Here is an 18,527-nt window from a genome sequence, read left to right as displayed (position 1 = left end):
TGCGTTACGGACGTGGCCGGCCTTCCCCGTGATACGCCGGGCGGGTCGGAGTGGGAGGAATCGGCGCCGCCGCATGTTGCGGCCGGCTCGATGGTTCGTCATCCGCCCACTTGTAGTCCGCCTCCGGTTCGCGGTAGGCGGGCATCTGCCGCGTCTGCGCCGCGGCGTTCGAGCGGCTCTCCCTGATGCTGCGGCCCTCACGCTCAGCCGTCGTCAGGTAGTTCTCCCAGCGCGCCTGCATCGGCTTGATCAAGCCACCGCCGACGCCCACCACGAGGATGCCTGCGATGGTTCCCAACACGGCGATCAATACCGGCAGGGTGACGGTCAGCGCGATGCCAACCTGGTTCAGTGCCGCGATGATGCCGAGGCCGAGGATGAACACGCTGGCGATGGTGCCCAGCATCCGTCCGTACGAGAATCCGCTGAGCGCGTTGGCCACGATGTCGCGCACCCCGGCCGCGATCGCGGCCGCGACCACGACGATGATCAACGCAACGAAAAGCCGTGGCAGGAATGCGACGACACCTGAGATGAGGGCGCTGACCGGGTTCGGGCCGAAGACGCCGAAGGCGAACTGCAACACCACCAGGAGCAAAGCGAAGTAGACGACCTTGCTGACGATCGTGGAGGCGTCGTAGTTACTGCGCGCGAGCGCCCGCCGGACTCCGCCACGCTCCACCGCACGGTCGAAGCCGACGCGTTCGAGGATCTTGTCGACCGCCTTGGCGATGAGCTTCGCCAGTATCCACCCGACAATGAGGATCAGCAGGAACAGCAGAAGCTTGGGAGCGATGGCGACCACCGACCCCCACATGTCTCTCAATTGGTCTTGCATGGGGTGCTCCTTGAGTCGGTGCCATAATTGACACTCGCGTCATACCCATGCGTCAGCTGCGTAAACATGGCCGCGCATCAGCAAACGGGGACCCCGTTCGGGATCCCCGTCCGCGAGAAGTAGCTGCTGTCAGCCCTCGATGAACGTCTCGAGCTGCGCGCGGGCGATGTCGTCCGGCAGCTGCTTGGGCGGGCTCTTCATCAGATAGGCCGAGGCCGCCTCGACGGGGCCGCCGATGCCGCGGTCCTTGGCGATCTTCGCCGCACGCACCGCGTCGATGATGACGCCCGCCGAGTTCGGGGAGTCCCACACCTCGAGCTTGTACTCCAGGTTCAACGGCACGTCACCGAACGCGCGACCTTCCAGCCGGACGTAGGCCCACTTGCGGTCGTCGAGCCAACCGACGTGATCGGACGGGCCGATGTGCACATCCTTGGTCTTGAACTCCCGCTGCAAGTTGCTCGTCACGGCCTGCGTCTTGGAGATCTTCTTCGACTCCAGGCGCTCACGCTCGAGCATGTTGAGGAAGTCCATGTTGCCACCGACGTTGAGCTGCATGGTGCGGTCGAGTTGCACGCCGCGGTCCTCGAACAGCTTGGCCATCACGCGGTGGGTGATGGTCGCACCGACCTGGCTCTTGATGTCGTCGCCGACGATCGGCACACCGGCGTCGGCGAACTTCTTGGCCCACACCGGATCAGAGGCTATGAACACCGGCAGCGCGTTGACGAAAGCCACCCCGGCGTCGATCGCGCATTGCGCGTAGAACTTGTCGGCCTCCTCGGAGCCCACCGGCAGGTAGGACACCAGGACGTCGACGTTGTTGTCCTTGAGCACCTTGACCACGTCGACCGGATCGACATCCGACACCTCGATGGTGTCGGCGTAGTACTTGCCGATGCCGTCGAGCGTCGGGCCGCGCTGCACGATGACGTTGGTGGGCGGCACGTCGGCGATCTTGATGGTGTTGTTCTCCGACGCGAAGATCGCCTCGGACAGGTCAAAGCCGACCTTCTTGGCGTCGACGTCGAATGCGGCGACGAACTTCACGTCGCGGACGTGATACGGGCCGAAGCGCACATGCATCAAACCGGGCACCGTGGCCGTCTCGTCGGCGTCCTGGTAATACTGCACACCCTGAACAAGCGAGGATGCGCAGTTGCCCACACCGACAATCGCGACCCGCACCTCGGTGTTATCAGTCATGACGACTTCTCCCTCTCCGTACTTTCTTTCCTAGTGCTCTGCTTCGTTAAGGCTGCACAGTGTTGTCTGAGCGGCCTTGTCCCAGACGCTCTGCGGCTATCAGCTCGTTCAGCCACTTGACTTCCCGCTCGCTGGACTCCAAACCCAGCTGATGGAGCTGCCGGGTGTAGCGATCGAGCGAATTGCTGGCCCGCGCGATTGCTTCACGTAGACCTTCACGGCGTTCTTCCACTTGACGGCGACGGCCCTCCAGGATGCGCATCCTGGCCTCGGCGGGCGTGCGGTTGAAAAACGCGAGATGCACGCCGAAACCGTCGTCGGAGTAGTTCTGCGGACCGGTGTCGGCCACCAGTTCAGCGAAGCGCTGCTTACCGGCATCGGTGAGCCGGTAGACGCGCCGCGCCCGGCGCACCTTCGGGATCCCCTCAGGTGCGGCGTCCTCGGCGATCAGACCGTCAACCTGCATGCGGCGCAGCGCGGGGTACAGCGAGCCGTAGGAGAACGCCCGGAAGGCACCCAGCAGACCCGTCAGCCGTTTGCGCAGCTCATAGCCGTGCATCGGCGATTCGAGAAGAAGACCAAGGACGGCGAGCTCCAGCAAACGAATCACCTCCCCAGACGGGTTGAGCTTGGCCGCTACGACGGTTCGACACCTCGGGCAATAGTATCGCGCCGATATATTCAGCGCCAATGGTGGGCCGCGCCGCGCTGACCAGGGCCGGCGTCAGTCGCCGACCTGATCGACCCGTTTGGGAGTGCCGTCGCCTGCGAAGGTGATCGAACCGCTGCCGAAGTCGCTGGACACGTTGGCACGTAGTTCCAGCGCACCCGGCGTCAACGGATCGTGTGCGGGATCGATCGTGAGGTAGGTGTTGTCGGGCTTGACGTCTTCCTGTTGCAGACCGACCGTCTCTGCCGCGCCCCGCAGGATGCCGACAGCGGCTTTGACGTCGAACGCCGACAGGTCGACCAGGACGTCGCGCTCGTCTTTGGCCGATGTCGTCGGATCATCGAATCCGCCGCGGTAGGTGTAGCTCAACTTCCGGCGTTCGTCGGCGGGATCTATGCGGTACAGCACGGCGTACTCGGGATAGATCACCATGCTGTATCCCATCGTGTCGCCGAACCGCTGGCGCATCTGCTCCAGCAGTCCATTCAGGCCGCCGAGTGACTGCAACTGCTTCGGTGGCGTGAGGACCTTTGCGGGGATGCCGTCGGACTTGGCGCCCGGATCGGAGGTGAAGCTAAGGGGCGACGTCGTGTTGCCGTACAGCCCCCAGCCGATCGCGATGCCGAGCAGCACCAGCACCACCGACATCGCGAGTCCGAACTTCCAGTTGTTGCCGCGTCCGCCGGCCACCGTGGGTCGCTTCTTGAGATCGGGCAGTTGGACGGGCGCGTTGTTGGTCTGCAGATCCGACACCAGCGACTGCAGATCGCCGAGCGTCTCGGCGCCGGTGGCCAACGCCACCCGGGTCCGGTGCTCCTCCATCGACAGCTGACCGTCCGCCAGCGCACTGTCCAGGATCTGGCACGTGTCGTTACGGTCGCTGTCCTTCGCCCGCGTTCCCGGTGTATGCCGTGTCGCCACGACGATGATCGTAAGAGTTCGGTTGCTATCTATGCAGACCAGTTGACGTTGCCGGGGGTGTGGCGGCGTAGTCCCGCCTCGGCGGCGGCGAGGCCGACGTACTCTGGTCTCCGTGCGACTGCAGCGACAAGTGGTGGACTATGCGCTTCGGCGCCGGTCCCTGCTGGCCGAGGTGTACTCCGGGCGCACCGGGGTATCGGAGGTCTGTGACGCCAACCCTTACCTGCTGCGGGCCGCGAAGTTCCACGGGAAGCCCAGTTCGGTGATGTGCCCGATCTGCCGCAAGGAACAGCTCACCCTGGTGTCGTGGGTGTTCGGCGACCACCTTGGCGCCGTATCTGGCTCGGCGCGCACCGCCGAGGAGCTGGTACTCCTGGCGACCCGCTACGACGAGTTCTCCGTACACGTGGTGGAGGTATGCCGCACCTGCAGTTGGAATCACTTGGTCAAGTCGTATGTGCTGGGCGCTGTTCCCCCGCCGAAGGGGTCTCGTGGCACACGAACCGCGCGCGGCACTGCGCGCACGGCCAGTGAATAGCGAAGGGCGCCACGACCGGTCAGCCAGTGAGGTCCGCACGGGGCGCGCGGCTGATGGCGTGGGTCCGCGCCCCCAACAGCACCGTCCCGACGGCCCACCCCGACACCGCGCCGCAGGCGCGCCACCCGACGACCGATCGACCGCAGTGATTCCGGCCGTCCGCACCGGCCCGCCGCCGCATCTGCGTGACCCGATCGACGTGGTCAAAAGGGCACTGGACGGCACACCGCCCGCTCCGCCGAGGCAACCGCCGCCACCCCCGCCGCGGCGCCCGACAGGTGGCGGCGGATCGCGCGGAGGCCCGCCCCCGCCGCAGACACCGAAGCCCAGCTTCCGCGAGCAGATCAACTGGAAGTGGGTGCGCCGCACGCTGTACGCGGGCGTGGCCGTGATGATCGTGTTGCCTCTGATCACCTTCGGGATGGCCTACCTCATCGTCGACGTGCCCAAGCCCGGCGACATCCGGACCAACCAGGTGTCGACCATCCTGGCCAGCGACAGTAGCGAACTGGCGAAAATTGTTCCGCCCGAAGGCAACCGGGTGGACGTCACCATCGACCAGATCCCGGTGCACGTGCGCAATGCGGTGATGGCCGCCGAGGACCGCGACTTCTATTCCAATCCCGGCTTCTCGTTCACCGGTTTCGCGCGCGCGTTCAAGAACAACATCTTCGGCGGTGATCTGCAGGGTGGTTCGACGATCACCCAGCAGTACGTGAAGAACGCGTTGGTCGGCGACGCCCGCTCGGGTGTCGGGGGCATCGTCCGCAAAGCCAAGGAACTGGTCATCTCGACGAAGATGTCCAGCGAGTGGTCCAAAGACCAAGTGCTGCAGTCGTATCTGAACATCATCTATTTCGGTCGCGGTGCCTACGGCATCTCCGCGGCGGCCAAGGCCTACTTCGACAAACCGGTCGAGCAGTTGACGGTCGCCGAGGGAGCGCTGCTGGCCGCGCTCATTCAGCGGCCGTCGGGCCTGGACCCTGCCGTCAACCCGGAGGGCGCGACGGAGCGATGGAACTGGGTGCTCGACGGCATGGTCGACATCGGCGCGTTGTCGAAACAAGACCGTGCCGCACAACAGTTCCCGACGACCGTGCCGCCCGAGCAGGCGCGCTCACAGAACCAGACCACCGGCCCCAACGGCCTGATCGAACGGCAGGTCCAGCAGGAACTCCTGGACCTGTTCAACATCGACGAGCGCACTTTGAACACACAGGGCCTGCAGATCACCACGACCATCGACCCCAAGGCGCAGAAGGCCGCCGAGGATGCCGCCGCCAAGTACCTCGACGGCCAGGATCCCGACATGCGCACCGCGGTCGTGTCGATCGACCCGAAGACCGGCGCGGTGAAGGCGTATTACGGCGGCACCGACGCGAACGGGTTCGACTTCGCGCAGGCTGGATTGCCGACGGGGTCGTCGTTCAAGGTGTTCGCGTTGGTGGCCGCGCTGCAGCAGGGCATGGGACTCGGCTACCAGGTGGACAGTTCCCCCGTCGAGGTGAACGGCATCAAGATCACCAACGTCGAGGGTGCCGGATGCGGCACCTGCAACATCGCCGAGGCGCTGAAGCGCTCGCTGAACACCAGCTACTACCGGTTGATGCTGAAGTTGAAGAACGGACCGTCCGACGTCGCCGACGCCGCGCACAAGGCGGGCATCGCCGAGAGCTTCCCCGGTGTCGAGCACACGCTGTCCGAGGACGGTAAGGGCGGACCGCCCAACAACGGAATTGTGCTGGGCCAGTACCAGAGTCGCGTCATCGACATGGCGTCGGCATACGCGACGCTGGCCGATTCTGGCGTGTACCACAAGCCGCATTTCGTGCAGAAGGTGGTCAACTCGCGCGGCGAGGTGTTGTTCGACGCCAGCCAGGAGACCGATGCCGGCGAGCAGCGGATCGACAAATCGGTGGCGGATAACGTGACGTCCGCGATGCAGCCGATCGCCGCGTATTCCAACGGCCACAACCTTGCGGGGGGACGGCCGTCGGCGGCGAAGACCGGCACCAACCAGCTGGGCGACACCGGCGCCAACAGGGACGCGTGGATGGTCGGGTACACTCCGTCGCTGTCGACTGCAGTGTGGGTCGGCACGACCGAGGGCACGAAGCCGCTCGAGAACAAATGGGGTGCACCGGTTTACGGGTCGGGTCTGCCGTCGGACATCTGGAAGGCGACCATGGACGGCGCGCTGGAGGGCACCGACAACGAGTCGTTCCCCAAGCCGACAGAGATCGGCGGCTATGCCGGTGTGCCGCAGGCGCCGGCACCACAGCCGTCGACCGCGATTGCGCCGCCCCCGACGCCCTCGGAGACGGTCATCCAGCCGACGATCGAAGTAGCCCCCGGCATCACGATCCCGATCGGCCCGCCGACCACGGTGCCGGCCGTGCCGTCGGCGCCGTCGGCGCCGGGTGCACCCGTTCCGGCGGCGCCGGCAGGCCCGCCGCCCGGACCGCCTCCGCCCCCGTGACCGACCGCGAGATCGTCGCGCCCGAAGAGCCGGCCGACGATCGGCGTAGCCTCGACAACCGCGACCTGCCCAGCCGCACCGACACCATGGGCGCTGCGCTGTCGGAAGTGATCGGCGGCCCGGTCGGCAGGCACGCACTGATCGGCAGGCAACGCTTCCTGACGCCGCTACGGGTGATGCTGATCATTGCGCTGGTGTTCCTGGCGCTCGGTTATTCGACCAAGGCCGCCTGCCTACAGACGACCGGAACCGGCACCGCCGATCAGCGCGTCGGCAACTGGCAGAACCAGCGGGCCTATTACGAACTGTGCTACTCCGACACCGTTCCGCTGTACACGGCGGAGTTGCTGAACCTCGGGAAGTTCCCGTACAAGTCGAGCTGGATCGAGACGGACAGCGACGGCAAGCCAAGACACCAATACGACGGCAACATCGCCGTGCGCTACATGGAATATCCGGTGCTGACCGGTGTCTACCAGTACGTGTCGATGGCGCTGGCCAAGACGTACACCGCGGTGACGAAACTGGTGTCGATCCCGGTGATCGCCGAGGTGGTGATGTTCTTCAACATCGCCGCGTTCGGGTTGGCGCTCGCGTGGCTGACGACCGTGTGGGCCAGCGCGCGACTTGCGGGTCCGCGACGCGTCTGGGATGCCGCGATGGTGGCCGCGTCGCCGATCCTGATCTTTCAGGCGTTCACGAACTTCGATGCTCTCGCAACGGCTTTCGCGACAGGTGCGCTGCTCGCGTGGGCACGGCGAAGACCGTGGCTTGCGGGTGCGCTGATCGGACTCGGTGTGGCGGCGAAGCTGTATCCGCTGCTGTTGTTCGTGCCGATGGTGCTGCTCGGTGTGCGCACGGGGCGACTGCGCGAGGTGGGTAAGGCGGCGATCGCCACGGTGCTGACCTGGCTGGTGGTGAACCTGCCGATCATGGTGCTGTTTCCGCGCGGATGGTCGGAGTTCTTCCGGCTCAACACACGTCGCGGCGACGACATGGATTCGCTGTACAACGTGGTGAAGTCGTTTACCGACTGGGGCGGCTTCGACCAGAACCTGGGGTTCTGGCAGCCGCCGACGATCTTGAACACTGTCAGCGCCGCGCTGTTCTTGGCTTGTTGTGTGGGAATCGGTTACGTCGTGCTGACGGCCAAGCAGCGACCGCGGCTAGTGCAGGTGGCGTTCCTTGTGGTGGCGGCGTTCTTGCTGACGAACAAGGTGTGGAGCCCGCAGTTCTCACTGTGGCTGGTGCCGCTGGCGGTGCTGGCACTGCCGCATCGGCGGATTCTGTTGGCGTGGATGACGATAGATGCGCTGGTGTGGATACCGCGGATGCTGTACCTCTACGGCGAGCAGAACCGTGGTCTGCCCGAGCAACCGTTCACCGTGACGGTGGTGCTGCGCGATATCGCGGTGATCGCGTTGTGCGTGTTGGTGATTCGGCAGATGTATCGGCCCGAGCTGGATCTGGTGCGGTGCCGAGGACAGGTGGACGACCCGTCCGGCGGTGTCTTCGACGAGGCGCCGGACAATCCGCCGCGCTGGTTGCCGGACTGGCTACGGCCACAGGCGAACCGGATCCGCGTCACCCCCGCGCCCGAACCGGAACCCGAAGACGAGCCCGCCGCAGTTTCTTAGCGCGAGCAGACGCAAAACTGCCCAAAATACCGTCGAAATGGGCAGTTGTGCGTCTGCTCACTAGCGCGACGCGACAGCGAAAACGTGCCATTCGCCGGGCACACCCTTGAGTTGGTGTGTTCCGCGGTCGTCGAACTCGAGACCCGATCCGATCACGAGGTCGCGCAATGTGCTCGACACGAGTACCTCGTTCGGCCCGGCCAATGCGCTGACACGGGCACCGATGTGCACGGCGATGCCACCGATGTCGTCGCCGCGGAGCTCACATTCGCCGGTATGCAATCCGGCGCGTATTTCAATTCCCAAGGCGCGCAGGGCGTCCCGGATCGCTGTCGCGCAGCGGATGGCACGCTGAGGGCCGTCGAACGTGGCGAGGAAACCATCACCGGCAGTGCTGATTTCGCGGCCCCGGAACCGAGCGAGCTGTGAACGGACGACGGCGTTGTGCGCATCGAGGAGGGCGTACCAGTCACGATCACCCATTGCGGCGGCCAGACGAGTCGAGTCCACGATGTCGGTGAACAGCACCGTGGCCAGTACACGATCGTCGGACACTTCGGGTTGATGCCCGGTGAGAAACTCGCACATCACCTGGAACGACTCTCGCCATGGCTCGACGAAGTGGTACATGTTGCGCCCCGGCCGCTCAACGTAGGCGGCTCCGGGAATCTGATCGGCGACGTACCTGCCGCGTTCGCGCGGGATGATGGGATTGTCGCTGTGCTGAAGCACCAGAGTGGGCACCCGAACGGTCGGAAGCACCGCCCGCACATCGCTTTCCGACACCAGAGGAAACATCAGCGACAGCGTCGCCGGGCTGGCGGCGAGGCGTTCCTGACGGGCCCATGACGCTCGGACCTCCTCGTTCCATGGCATGTCCGGGTTGAGCATTCGCTGGTACTCGCCTGTCCCCCAGAGGGACCGCATCAGCGCTACGGCCTCGTCCGGGGTCAGCCCGTACTCTTCCTCGCCCAATGGGTCGGCGTAGCCCTCGAGCACCACCAGCGCCGTGGTGCGGGACGGATGGGAGGCGGCGAACAAAACGGACGGCGCCAATGAACCGACGCTCGCGAGAAGGACCGCCTGCGGGCTGCCGAGCGCGTCGAGCACCGCGGTGATGCTGTCGGCCCATTGCTCCAACGTCGGCATCGCGCCCGGCACGATGGGATCGGACGCCCCCGTACCGGGTTGGTCGAAGAAGATCAGTCGGCCCAGCGATGCAACCGCCTCGACCCAGGGCTGAAGCGAGGGCATCTCGGGCGCTATCTCACAATTCGTGAACCAATTGGAGACGAAGACGATGTCGCGCTCGCCCGGTGCCGACGCGCGGTAGGCGACGCGCAGGTCCCCGTTCAACGCATAACGCGTCTCCGAGAACATGGCCGAAGTGTAAGTCGGGTGAGCTGCGCGATTTCGCAGATCAGCGGGCATTCCTGTAGCCTGAGCCGGTTGCCGACGCAGGTAACCCTCCTGCCACGGAACGACCGTGGCCGACTAGACCGTAGGAGGTGGTGAGGTTCTCATGCGTCCATACGAAATCATGGTCATTCTCGACCCCACTCTCGACGAGCGCACCGTAGCTCCGTCGCTGGAGACATTCCTCAACGTGGTCCGCAAGGACGGCGGCAGTGTCGACAAGGTCGACATCTGGGGCAAGCGTCGACTGGCATACGAGATCGCCAAGCATGCCGAGGGCATCTACGCCGTCATCGATGTTAAGGCAGAGCCCGCGACGGTGTCCGAGCTCGACCGTCAGCTCAACCTGAACGAGTCGGTGCTGCGAACCAAGGTGCTCCGCACCGACAAGCACTAGTCGGAACGGCGTGTGCGCGTCGTAGTGCTTCCGTAGGCTCGCCTGCGACTGCCGCACACGGCCAACTCCAGGAGGAACTCGTGGCTGGTGACACCACAATCACCGTCGTCGGAAACCTGACCGCCGATCCGGAACTGCGCTTCACGCCGTCAGGTGCGGCCGTTGCGAACTTCACGGTCGCGTCGACGCCGCGCATCTACGACCGCCAGAGCGGTGAGTGGAAGGACGGCGAGGCGCTGTTCCTGCGGTGCAACATCTGGCGCGAAGCGGCCGAGAACGTGGCCGAAAGCCTGACCCGCGGGTCGCGGGTGATCGTGCAGGGCCGCCTCAAGCAGCGCTCATTCGAGACCCGCGAGGGCGAGAAGCGCACTGTGGTCGAGGTCGAGGTCGACGAGATCGGGCCCTCGCTGCGGTATGCGACGGCCAAGGTCAACAAGGCAAGCCGCAGCGGCGGTGGGGGCGGCGGCTTCGGTGGCGGTGGCTCCCGTGGCGGCGGCGGCGGCTCGGAAGCCAAGCAGGACGATCCGTGGGGCAGCGCCCCGGCATCGGGCTCGTTCGCAGGCAGCGACGACGAACCGCCCTTCTGACAACCAACTTTCAATCAGCAATACCCGGAAAGAGATAGACACATGGCCAAGGCCAACAAGCGGCGCCCCGCGCCCGAAAAGCCCGTCAAGACTCGTAAGTGCGTCTTCTGCTCCAAGAAGGGGCAGGCGATCGACTACAAGGACACGGCGCTTCTGCGCACATACATCAGTGAGCGCGGCAAGATTCGTGCCCGCCGCGTGACCGGTAACTGCGTGCAGCACCAGCGCGACATCGCGGTCGCAGTCAAGAACGCCCGCGAGGTGGCGCTGCTGCCCTTCACCTCGGCAACGCGGTAGAGCAGGACAGGACGAAAAGATGAAGCTGATTCTCACTGCAGAGGTCGACCACCTGGGTGTGTCGGGCGACATTGTCGAGGTCAAGGACGGCTACGGCCGCAACTACCTGCTGCCGCGCGGACTGGCGATCGTCGCATCGCGCGGAGCCGAGCGCCAGGCCGAGGAGATCCGGCGCGCCCGCGACGCCAAGGCTGTGCAGGGCCTCGAGCACGCCAAGGAACTCAAGACCGCGCTCGAGGGACTCGGGCCTGTCGAGCTGTCCGTGAAGTCGGCCAGTGACACCGGCAAGTTGTTCGGTTCGGTGACTGCGGCGGACGTCGTCGCGGCGATCAAGAAGGCAGGCGGCCCGAATCTGGACAAGCGGACGGTGCAGCTGCCCAAGGCGCACATCAAGTCGACCGGATCGCACCCCGTCGCGGTGCGGCTACACCCCGATGTGGATGCCTCGGTGACGTTGAGCGTCGTCGCGGGTTAATTACTTCAGCGTCAGTTCGGCCGGGTGGAGACCATATCCGTCTCCACCCGGCCGTTGCTGTGTCTGCTGGCGAACACGGCAGGGCCGGCTGGCAACAGCGAACCTAACGGGCTGTTAACCTCCCGGGCCCTCGCCGGAAACACAACACGCCCGAGACGGCAACCAGGCCCGACACGCCGAGGCAATTGTCATCCACAGGTATGAACTGCGGTTATCGTGCGGCTATCTGCGTAAACGGACTGAACAAAGTGGTTCATGCACAGGTTTTCCCCAACGACTCAACATGCCTGTACGGACCTATCCACACTCAATCCACAAGTTCATGAACAGGGCCACTTTGTAGGGGTCCTAGCAACGTCTAGCGTTGGCCGTCGCGGGTCGTTGTCCGAGGCTTGCTAGGGGGAATTGTCAGTCGACGCCCCTATAGTCAAGTGGCAGACTATCGAATGTACGTTCGAACGGTTGGAAGGGGTGAGCCGCTCCGTGGCTGTCGTGGATGACCTCGGCCATTCGGGGATGGACACGCCGCCACCCAGTGAGGACTTCGGTCGTCAGCCTCCTCAGGACAATGCGGCCGAGATGTCAGTGCTTGGCGGCATGCTGCTGAGCAAGGATGCCATCGCCGACGTGTTGGAGAAGCTGCGTCCCGGTGACTTCTACCGTCCCGCGCATCAAAACGTCTACGACGCCATCCTCGATCTGTACGGGCGCGGCGAGCCTGCCGATGCGGTGACCGTGGCCGCCGAGTTGGACCGCCGGGGTCTGCTGCGACGGATCGGCGGCGCGCCGTATCTGCACACGCTCATCTCGACGGTGCCGACTGCGGCCAACGCGGGCTATTACGCGGGCATCGTCGCGGAGAAGGCGTTGCTGCGTCGGCTGGTTGAGGCAGGCACGCGGGTCGTGCAGTACGGCTATGCCGGCGCCGACGGTGCGGACGTCAACGAGATCGTCGACCGGGCGCAGTCGGAGATCTACGACGTCACCGAGCGGCGGACGTCAGAAGACTTCGTCCCGCTCGAGGAACTGCTGCAGCCCACGATGGACGAGATCGATGCGATCGCGTCGCAGGGCGGCATCGCACGCGGCGTCCCGACGGGATTCGTCGAACTCGACGAGGTGACCAACGGCTTGCACGCCGGTCAGATGATCATCATCGCGGCACGGCCGGGTGTGGGGAAGGCACTCAAGCTCGATACGCCGTTGCCGACGCCGACCGGTTGGACCACCATGGGTGACGTCGCGGTGGGGGACCGGTTGCTCGGCGCCGACGGCGAGCCGACGACGGTTGTGGCGGCCACCGACGTCATGCTGGGCCGGCCGTGCTACGAGGTCGAGTTCTCCGATGGGACAGTCATCGTCGCAGACGCCTCACATCAATGGCCGACGGGTTACGGAATCAGAACCACTGCAGAGCTTCGCGCCGGCATGGACACCATCGCGGCGGCCGGATCGATGGCGCGCTACCACGGCGCTGCAACGACGTTGATGGCGCCGGTGCTGCAGATCGATGCGGTGCGTCGGGTCCGTTCCGTTCCGGTGCGCTGCGTGCAGGTGGACAACGACGGGCATCTGTACTTGGCGGGCCGCGGCATGGTGCCGACGCACAACTCGACGCTGGGCCTGGACTTCATGCGGTCCTGCTCCATCAAACATCACTTGCCGAGCGTCATTTTCAGCCTGGAGATGAGCAAGTCGGAGATCGTGATGCGGCTGCTGTCGGCTGAGGCCAAGATCAAGCTGGCCGATATGCGGTCGGGACGCATGAGCGACGACGACTGGACGCGGCTGGCACGCCGGATGAGTGAAATCAGCGAAGCGCCTTTGTATATCGATGATTCACCGAACCTCACGATGATGGAGATCCGGGCGAAGGCGCGACGGCTGTCCCAAAAAGCCGGCCTCCGTTTGATTGTCGTGGACTACATGCAGCTGATGACATCGGGTAAGAAGTACGAGTCGCGCCAGCAGGAAGTGTCGGACTTCTCGCGAAGCCTCAAGCTGATGGCCAAGGAACTCGACGTTCCGGTCGTCGCGATCAGCCAGTTGAACCGCGGGCCGGAGCAGCGCACCGACAAGAAGCCGATGGTCTCTGACCTGCGCGAGTCGGGCTGCCTCACGGCCAACACACGGATCCTGCGGGCAGACAACGGCGCTGAGGTGACGTTCGGTGAACTGATGCGGACGAGGGAGCGGCCGCTGGTGTGGTCGCTGGATGACCGCAAGCGGATGGTCGCACGCCCGATGACCAACGTCTTCTACAGCGGGAACAAGGAAGTCTTCAAGATGCGGTTGGCTTCGGGTCGCGAGATCGAGGCGACGGCGAATCACCCGTTCATGACCTTCGACGGTTGGACTCCGCTGGGCGAGCTGAAGGTCGGCGATCGGTTGGCTGTACCGCGGCGGGTCCCGGAACCCGTTGATACCCAACGGATGGATGAGTCGGAGATCATCCTGCTGGCGCACATGATCGGAGACGGTTCGTGTATGAAGCGACAGCCGATCCGATACGCCAGCATCGACGAAGCGAACCTCGTCGCGGTTACCGTTTCAGCGGCGCAGTTGCGACTGCCTGCGCCGTATCGCCTGACTCGCGGAAAGCGGAATCCCATTGCGGAATGGCTGGATCGGTTGGGCCTGTTCGGCCTTCGAAGCTACGAGAAGTTCGTGCCGCAGGAAGTCTTCCGTGCGCCCAACGACCAAGTGGCGCTGTTCCTGAAACATGTGTGGGCTACGGATGGATCAATGCGGTGGGACGCCAAGACCGGCCAGGCGCGTATCTATTACGCGTCGACCAGCCGCCAACTGGTCGACGACGTCACCGCGTTGTTGTTGCGAGTCGGCGTGTTCAGCCGGGTCAAGCGTATTCAGAAGACGGGCTACCGCGACAGTTGGCACCTATATATCTACGGCGCGGAGAACCAAGCGCGATTTCTCCGCCATGTCGGAGTGAATGGTGTGAAGGCGGATGCCGCCCGCGAGGTACTTGCGAACCTGGACAACGTGATTCGCAACTCGAACTCAGCCACAGTGCCAAAGGCGGTGTGGACCGACGTGCGCGCCGCGTTGGTCGCCAAGCGGATCACGCATCGCGAGTTCGCCGCCGCAATGGGTACGAAATTCTGTGGATCGACGATGTGGAAGCACTCGCCGAGCCGATCGAGACTGCATCGCGCTGCGGCACTGCTCGATGATCGTGACATTCACGACCTCGCGACCAACGATGTGTTCTGGGACGAAATCGTCGAAATCACCAGCGTCGGTATGCATGACGTCTACGACGGAACCGTAAGCGGGACACACAATTTCGTAGCTAATTTGATTAGCTTGCATAACAGCCTCGAACAAGATGCGGACATGGTCATCCTGTTGCACCGTCCGGATGCGTTCGAGCGTGACGACCCGCGCGGCGGTGAAGCGGACCTGATTCTGGGCAAGCACCGCAACGGTCCGACCAAGACGATCACCGTTGCGCACCAACTCCACTTGTCGCGCTTCACCAACATGGCCAAGGCATAGTAGATGTGTCGAGTTGCATTGAGGATTGACAACCGTCTACTGATTGTTTGACAAGATTGTCGGCCCGCCTAACTCACGGGTGAGGCCGGAGTTGTTGGGATATGCGACGACCACTTGTCAAGCTCGCCGCCCTGACGATCGTGGTAGAACCTGAGCCCCCGTTGATGGCGAACGACGGGCACACGTCCGTCAAGCGTGGCGTGCACCCGCCAACGAAATCGCGACGGAGATTCGGTCAAGTCCTGAGCCTTTGAGTTCCTGAAAACTTCGATGGGCCGCTACCCGATGCGGAAATAGCTGTGCGGGAGGGTGATTCAGCCTGGCGTCGGCGGTTATCCCGACGCTTGGGCGCTGATCATCCAGCACGCGGCGGTGAACCGAACCTCGGTTCCGTGCACAAAGGGATCAAAGGCGGGACGGACGGCCTCGATGACTTGGACGCGGGTCCGCTCGCCCTCGACTTGAAGTGCCAGACCGACAGGACCCAGCCGCGTGACGAAGCCGATCAACTCCGGCTCGGGCAGGGTGCACTCGACGTCGATCGGCTGGAGGTCGACGTCGGCCCAGCCACCCGCGTCGAGGATCGCAGCGACCCGTTGCGGGTCGGCGAAGGAGAACTGTCCCGGGCCGTCTGCCGGGCGGTCGGGAAGGTTCGGCAGCAGCGGGGCCGCCTCACGCAGGCCGGTCGTCATGAACGGATTCTCCACGGCGCTGCGCCAGGCGATAACGTGAAGCGCGGCGTGGTCGGTTGCGGCGCGCCGCAGGTTCGCGAAGGCCTGGACCGGGTCGTTGAAAAACATGACGCCGAATCGCGAGATGATCGTGTCGACGCTCGCGCGCTTAAACGGATGGGTCTGCACGTCGGCGAGGATGAAACTCGCTGGTATGCCGTCCCGTTCGGCCCGGGCGCGGGCGGCGGCGATCATCGGCTCCGACACGTCGGCGCCGACGCACTGACCCTCGGCGCCGAGCCTGCGCGCGACGGCGAGTGTGGTGCCGCCCGTACCGCAGCCGACGTCAAGCACCCGCCGCCCCGATCCGGCAGCCACGCCGTCGACGAGCAGGTCTTCCAATCCCTTCATCATCTGGTCCAGCAGGTCCTGCGCGTCGACCCAGGCGCATCCAGCTGTTGTGTTCCAGTGCTTGGTCTGCTCGTCGTTGGTGGGTTGTGTGACGTCCATGGGTCGATTACGTGTTCCAGGCTGATGGGTCGTTCGGTGGTGGCGATGTGGCTTTCGAGCCCGTCATTGCCGTCAAAGCCCCGGGACTCCAGTTCATGATTCAGCTCACCGTTGACGGTGGTCTCGTCCATTCCGGTATCGGTGAGCCGACGTCCTCGGCCAAACTCTGCACAACCGACGCGGCCGCGAGCGAACCTGTCGCGATCGCAGAGGCCACCTGCGGCATCTGCGCACTGGTGTTGTCGCCGGCCGCGAAGACTCCGGGAACCGTTGTCCGACAGAGCGCATCAACTGCGATGGGATTCGCCGCCGCCGGCGTCGGCTCACCGAACCCGACCCCGAGCTGTTCACCCAGCTGCGACCGCTGATGCAGTGTCGTCGCGACGAGCAGACCGCTGCGTGCCAGCCGAGTTCCGTCGGTGAACACAATGGCTTCCAATTCGCCATTGCTTGAGGCGAGTTCGGCAACGGGCCGCTCGTCGATCACGACGCGTGCTGCGGCCAACCGGGATCGGGCGTCACCATCGAGCTCCGCAGGCCCTCCAGTCAGGAGCACAACGTCGTCGCTCCATCCCCTCAGCAATAACGACGAACGCACTGCCCGCTCACCGTTCGCCAATACCGCCAACGGTTGATCGCGAACCTCCCAGCCGTGGCAGAACGGGCAGTGGAACACCGACCGCCCCCACAACTCCGCGAGCCCGGGCAGCGCAGGCGGCCGGTACGCCATGCCAGTGGCCAGCAGCACCCGACGCGTGCGTTCACGCCGACCGTCGGACAGTTCCAGTTCGAACACATCGCCGGCGCGCTCACCCGCCACCACCTCACCGGTCCACACTTCGACGGACGGGTAGGCGGCAATCTCGCGCCGCCCGGCCTCGTACAGCTCGCCCGGCGGTCGGCCGTCGTGACCCAACAACCCGCCGATGCCGTGAGCGGCCAGGTTGCTCTGCTGACCCGCGTCGACCAGCAGCGTTCGCCGCCGCGCCCGACCCAGTACCAGACCTGCGCTCAAGCCCGCGGCTCCGCCACCGACGACGACGCAGTCCCATATCGAGTTCATGACCTAATCCTCCTAATTGTTTGGAGCGTTGACGGGGTCGGTTTTGCGCGTGTCCGTCCCGAGGGCTTCCACCCGCACGGGGAAGCCGTTCAGCCAGGCCTGGCCGGAGACTGGCATACCTCTCCTTTGAAAAGTCGTCGTCGGCGGCGGGCACTACGGCTCCGGCACACCAACACCGGCGGTATCCATGCAAGCTGAAGCGTGCGAAGAGTGCGCATCACTTCCCGACCACCTTTTCCGGTCCCCGGTGTCGAGGACGCCGTCATGCGCCTCAACCCTGCCAGTACCAACCTGGTTGAGATGCGTCTAAACGAACATAACCGTTCAGTAGCGGAACGTCAACGTTCTATTCCGGGCAGGCTAAGATCACATCGTGTCCGTCTCGACAAAGCAACTCTCGGGTGTGCAAGCGCGCACCAGAGCCGCGATCCTCGCTGCTACGGCCTCTGCGCTGGCCGCGAACCGGACCGCCACCATGCCGGAGATCGCCACCATGGCCGGGGTCGGCCGCACCACGCTGCACCGCTACTTCGCCGACCGCGAGACGCTGATCTACGAGGCGACCCTGGACTCGATCCGCGTGCTCATGGAAGCGGTCGACGAGGCCGCCACCGACGACGGACCCGCTCTCGACGCGATGCGGCGATTCATCACCGCCGCGGTCTCAATCGGTGAACGTCTGGTCTTCCTCTTCGGCGACCCAGCGGTGCTCCGCGATATCCCACCAGCCCAGTCCCCGAACGAGGAGCTGGTGATCAACCTGATCACACGGGGGCAGGACGAAGGCGTGTTCGACTCTGACCTCAACCCGACCTGGATCCGGCACGCGCTCTACGGATTGATCCTGCGAGGCAATGAGCAAGCCATGGCCGGTGCACTGCCGCGGCACACCGTCGCGCCACTGATCACCCGGACCTTCGAGCGCGGCATCCGCCCGGCTCCCTAGCACAACAGAAATGCGACGAGGACCGCACTCACTTCCGGGATCGCATCGCGGCGAATGACCTCGTAGCCATGCGTGCTCAGCGTCGGCAGGCACAACAGCCCACCCGCGGCGACACGCCCGTCGCCTTTGCGTGTGACGCGTCGGACTCAAACGCGCCAAGCACAGGGCCTTGGGGTGACAAATCCAATTCCGTTGCCACACCCATCAATTGGTCCGCAACACCTTTGTCGTAGCCGCACTGTGCATCGCTGTAGCCGACAATCGGCCCGCAGCCGACAGTGGTGCCCTACTCCGCTTCGGGCGGACCGACCTCAAGTGCAACGAAGATTAACAGGCTCTCGCGACACGGCGAAGTCT

Annotated in this window: 16 protein-coding genes and 1 pseudogene; 9 read left to right on the top strand and 8 right to left on the bottom strand. The window is 64.7% G+C overall.

What is annotated here, in order from left to right:
• Nucleotides 1-4 precede the first annotated feature (4 nt).
• The 4 genes from ACGFK1_RS22860 to ACGFK1_RS22845 all read right to left on the bottom strand — a co-directional run bounded on the left by ACGFK1_RS22860 (nucleotide 5) and on the right by ACGFK1_RS22845 (nucleotide 3,635).
• Nucleotides 5-838 (bottom strand): hypothetical protein, encoded by an 834-nt coding sequence (locus tag ACGFK1_RS22860; RefSeq protein ID WP_393434548.1) that lies wholly within the window; start codon nucleotides 836-838, stop codon nucleotides 5-7.
• Between the two features lie 129 nt (nucleotides 839-967).
• Nucleotides 968-2,044 (bottom strand): inositol-3-phosphate synthase, encoded by a 1,077-nt coding sequence (locus ACGFK1_RS22855; RefSeq protein WP_393434545.1) that lies wholly within the window; start codon nucleotides 2,042-2,044, stop codon nucleotides 968-970.
• 46 nt (nucleotides 2,045-2,090) lie between these two features.
• Nucleotides 2,091-2,645 (bottom strand): PadR family transcriptional regulator, encoded by a 555-nt coding sequence (locus tag ACGFK1_RS22850; RefSeq protein WP_393434542.1) that lies wholly within the window; start codon nucleotides 2,643-2,645, stop codon nucleotides 2,091-2,093.
• Nucleotides 2,646-2,768: 123 nt separating this feature from the next.
• Entirely contained in the window at nucleotides 2,769-3,635 is an 867-nt protein-coding gene (locus tag ACGFK1_RS22845; protein ID WP_393434539.1) for a DUF1707 domain-containing protein, read from the bottom strand.
• A 112-nt stretch (nucleotides 3,636-3,747) separates the two neighbouring features.
• Here ACGFK1_RS22845 and ACGFK1_RS22840 point away from each other — a divergent pair, with 112 nt between their 5' ends.
• Genes ACGFK1_RS22840 through ACGFK1_RS22830 form a run of 3 tightly spaced genes read left to right on the top strand, consistent with a single transcriptional unit; the run spans nucleotide 3,748 to nucleotide 8,289 of the window.
• On the top strand, nucleotides 3,748-4,173 hold the full coding sequence (locus tag ACGFK1_RS22840; protein WP_067797988.1) for a DUF5318 domain-containing protein: 426 nt from the start codon (nucleotides 3,748-3,750) through the stop codon (nucleotides 4,171-4,173).
• Nucleotides 4,166-6,652: a transglycosylase domain-containing protein gene (locus ACGFK1_RS22835; protein WP_393434536.1), complete on the top strand. Its 2,487-nt coding sequence runs from the start codon at nucleotides 4,166-4,168 to the stop codon at nucleotides 6,650-6,652. The genes ACGFK1_RS22840 and ACGFK1_RS22835 overlap by 8 nt, the downstream gene beginning before the upstream one ends.
• On the top strand, nucleotides 6,649-8,289 hold the full coding sequence (locus tag ACGFK1_RS22830; protein WP_393434533.1) for a glycosyltransferase family 87 protein: 1,641 nt from the start codon (nucleotides 6,649-6,651) through the stop codon (nucleotides 8,287-8,289). The genes ACGFK1_RS22835 and ACGFK1_RS22830 overlap by 4 nt, the downstream gene beginning before the upstream one ends.
• 60 nt (nucleotides 8,290-8,349) lie before the next feature.
• On the opposite strand, the gene ACGFK1_RS22825 is transcribed toward ACGFK1_RS22830, so the two are convergent.
• Nucleotides 8,350-9,669, bottom strand: coding sequence for an adenylate/guanylate cyclase domain-containing protein (locus tag ACGFK1_RS22825; RefSeq protein WP_393434531.1), 1,320 nt, complete (start codon nucleotides 9,667-9,669; stop codon nucleotides 8,350-8,352).
• A gap of 142 nt (nucleotides 9,670-9,811) precedes the next feature.
• Here ACGFK1_RS22825 and rpsF point away from each other — a divergent pair, with 142 nt between their 5' ends.
• From rpsF to ACGFK1_RS22800, 5 genes are all read left to right on the top strand, one after another.
• A complete protein-coding gene (gene rpsF, locus ACGFK1_RS22820) occupies nucleotides 9,812-10,102 on the top strand; it encodes a 30S ribosomal protein S6 (RefSeq protein ID WP_393434528.1) in 291 nt (96 codons plus the stop codon).
• A gap of 80 nt (nucleotides 10,103-10,182) precedes the next feature.
• Nucleotides 10,183-10,689 carry a single-stranded DNA-binding protein gene (locus ACGFK1_RS22815; RefSeq protein WP_393434525.1) on the top strand — a complete coding sequence of 169 codons (507 nt, stop codon included), beginning with the start codon at nucleotides 10,183-10,185 and terminating at the stop codon, nucleotides 10,687-10,689.
• 42 nt (nucleotides 10,690-10,731) lie between these two features.
• The gene (gene rpsR, locus ACGFK1_RS22810) at nucleotides 10,732-10,986 is read left to right on the top strand and encodes a 30S ribosomal protein S18 (protein ID WP_393434522.1); all 255 of its coding nucleotides are present in this window, start codon (nucleotides 10,732-10,734) and stop codon (nucleotides 10,984-10,986) included.
• Nucleotides 10,987-11,005: 19 nt separating this feature from the next.
• Complete coding sequence (rplI, locus tag ACGFK1_RS22805; RefSeq protein ID WP_393434519.1) at nucleotides 11,006-11,461, top strand: 50S ribosomal protein L9; 456 nt, start codon at nucleotides 11,006-11,008, stop codon at nucleotides 11,459-11,461.
• Nucleotides 11,462-11,944: 483 nt separating this feature from the next.
• Nucleotides 11,945-14,980, top strand: a complete 3,036-nt coding sequence (locus ACGFK1_RS22800) for a replicative DNA helicase (RefSeq protein ID WP_393434516.1) — start codon at nucleotides 11,945-11,947, stop codon at nucleotides 14,978-14,980.
• A gap of 332 nt (nucleotides 14,981-15,312) precedes the next feature.
• Here the strand turns inward: ACGFK1_RS22800 and ACGFK1_RS22795 are convergent, their stop codons facing one another.
• Nucleotides 15,313-16,161 (bottom strand): class I SAM-dependent methyltransferase, encoded by an 849-nt coding sequence (locus ACGFK1_RS22795; RefSeq protein ID WP_393434513.1) that lies wholly within the window; start codon nucleotides 16,159-16,161, stop codon nucleotides 15,313-15,315.
• A gap of 100 nt (nucleotides 16,162-16,261) precedes the next feature.
• On the bottom strand, nucleotides 16,262-17,224 hold the full coding sequence (locus ACGFK1_RS22790; protein WP_393434510.1) for an NAD(P)/FAD-dependent oxidoreductase: 963 nt from the start codon (nucleotides 17,222-17,224) through the stop codon (nucleotides 16,262-16,264).
• Between the two features lie 373 nt (nucleotides 17,225-17,597).
• On the opposite strand from ACGFK1_RS22790, the gene ACGFK1_RS22785 reads away from it, so the two are divergent.
• Entirely contained in the window at nucleotides 17,598-18,170 is a 573-nt protein-coding gene (locus tag ACGFK1_RS22785) for a TetR/AcrR family transcriptional regulator (RefSeq protein WP_393434508.1), read from the top strand.
• On the opposite strand, the pseudogene ACGFK1_RS22780 reads toward ACGFK1_RS22785, so the two are convergent.
• Nucleotides 18,167-18,492 (bottom strand): annotated as a pseudogene (locus tag ACGFK1_RS22780) (peptidase M42); the annotation flags it as partial. The gene ACGFK1_RS22785 and the pseudogene ACGFK1_RS22780 sit on opposite strands and share 4 nt — an antisense overlap.
• Nucleotides 18,493-18,527: the final 35 nt, after the last annotated feature.

It is taken from the genome of Mycobacterium sp. NPDC048908 (genome assembly GCF_043197955.1).
Lineage (GTDB): Bacteria > Actinomycetota > Actinomycetes > Mycobacteriales > Mycobacteriaceae > Mycobacterium.
This window is presented reverse-complemented; position numbering and strand designations above follow the sequence as displayed.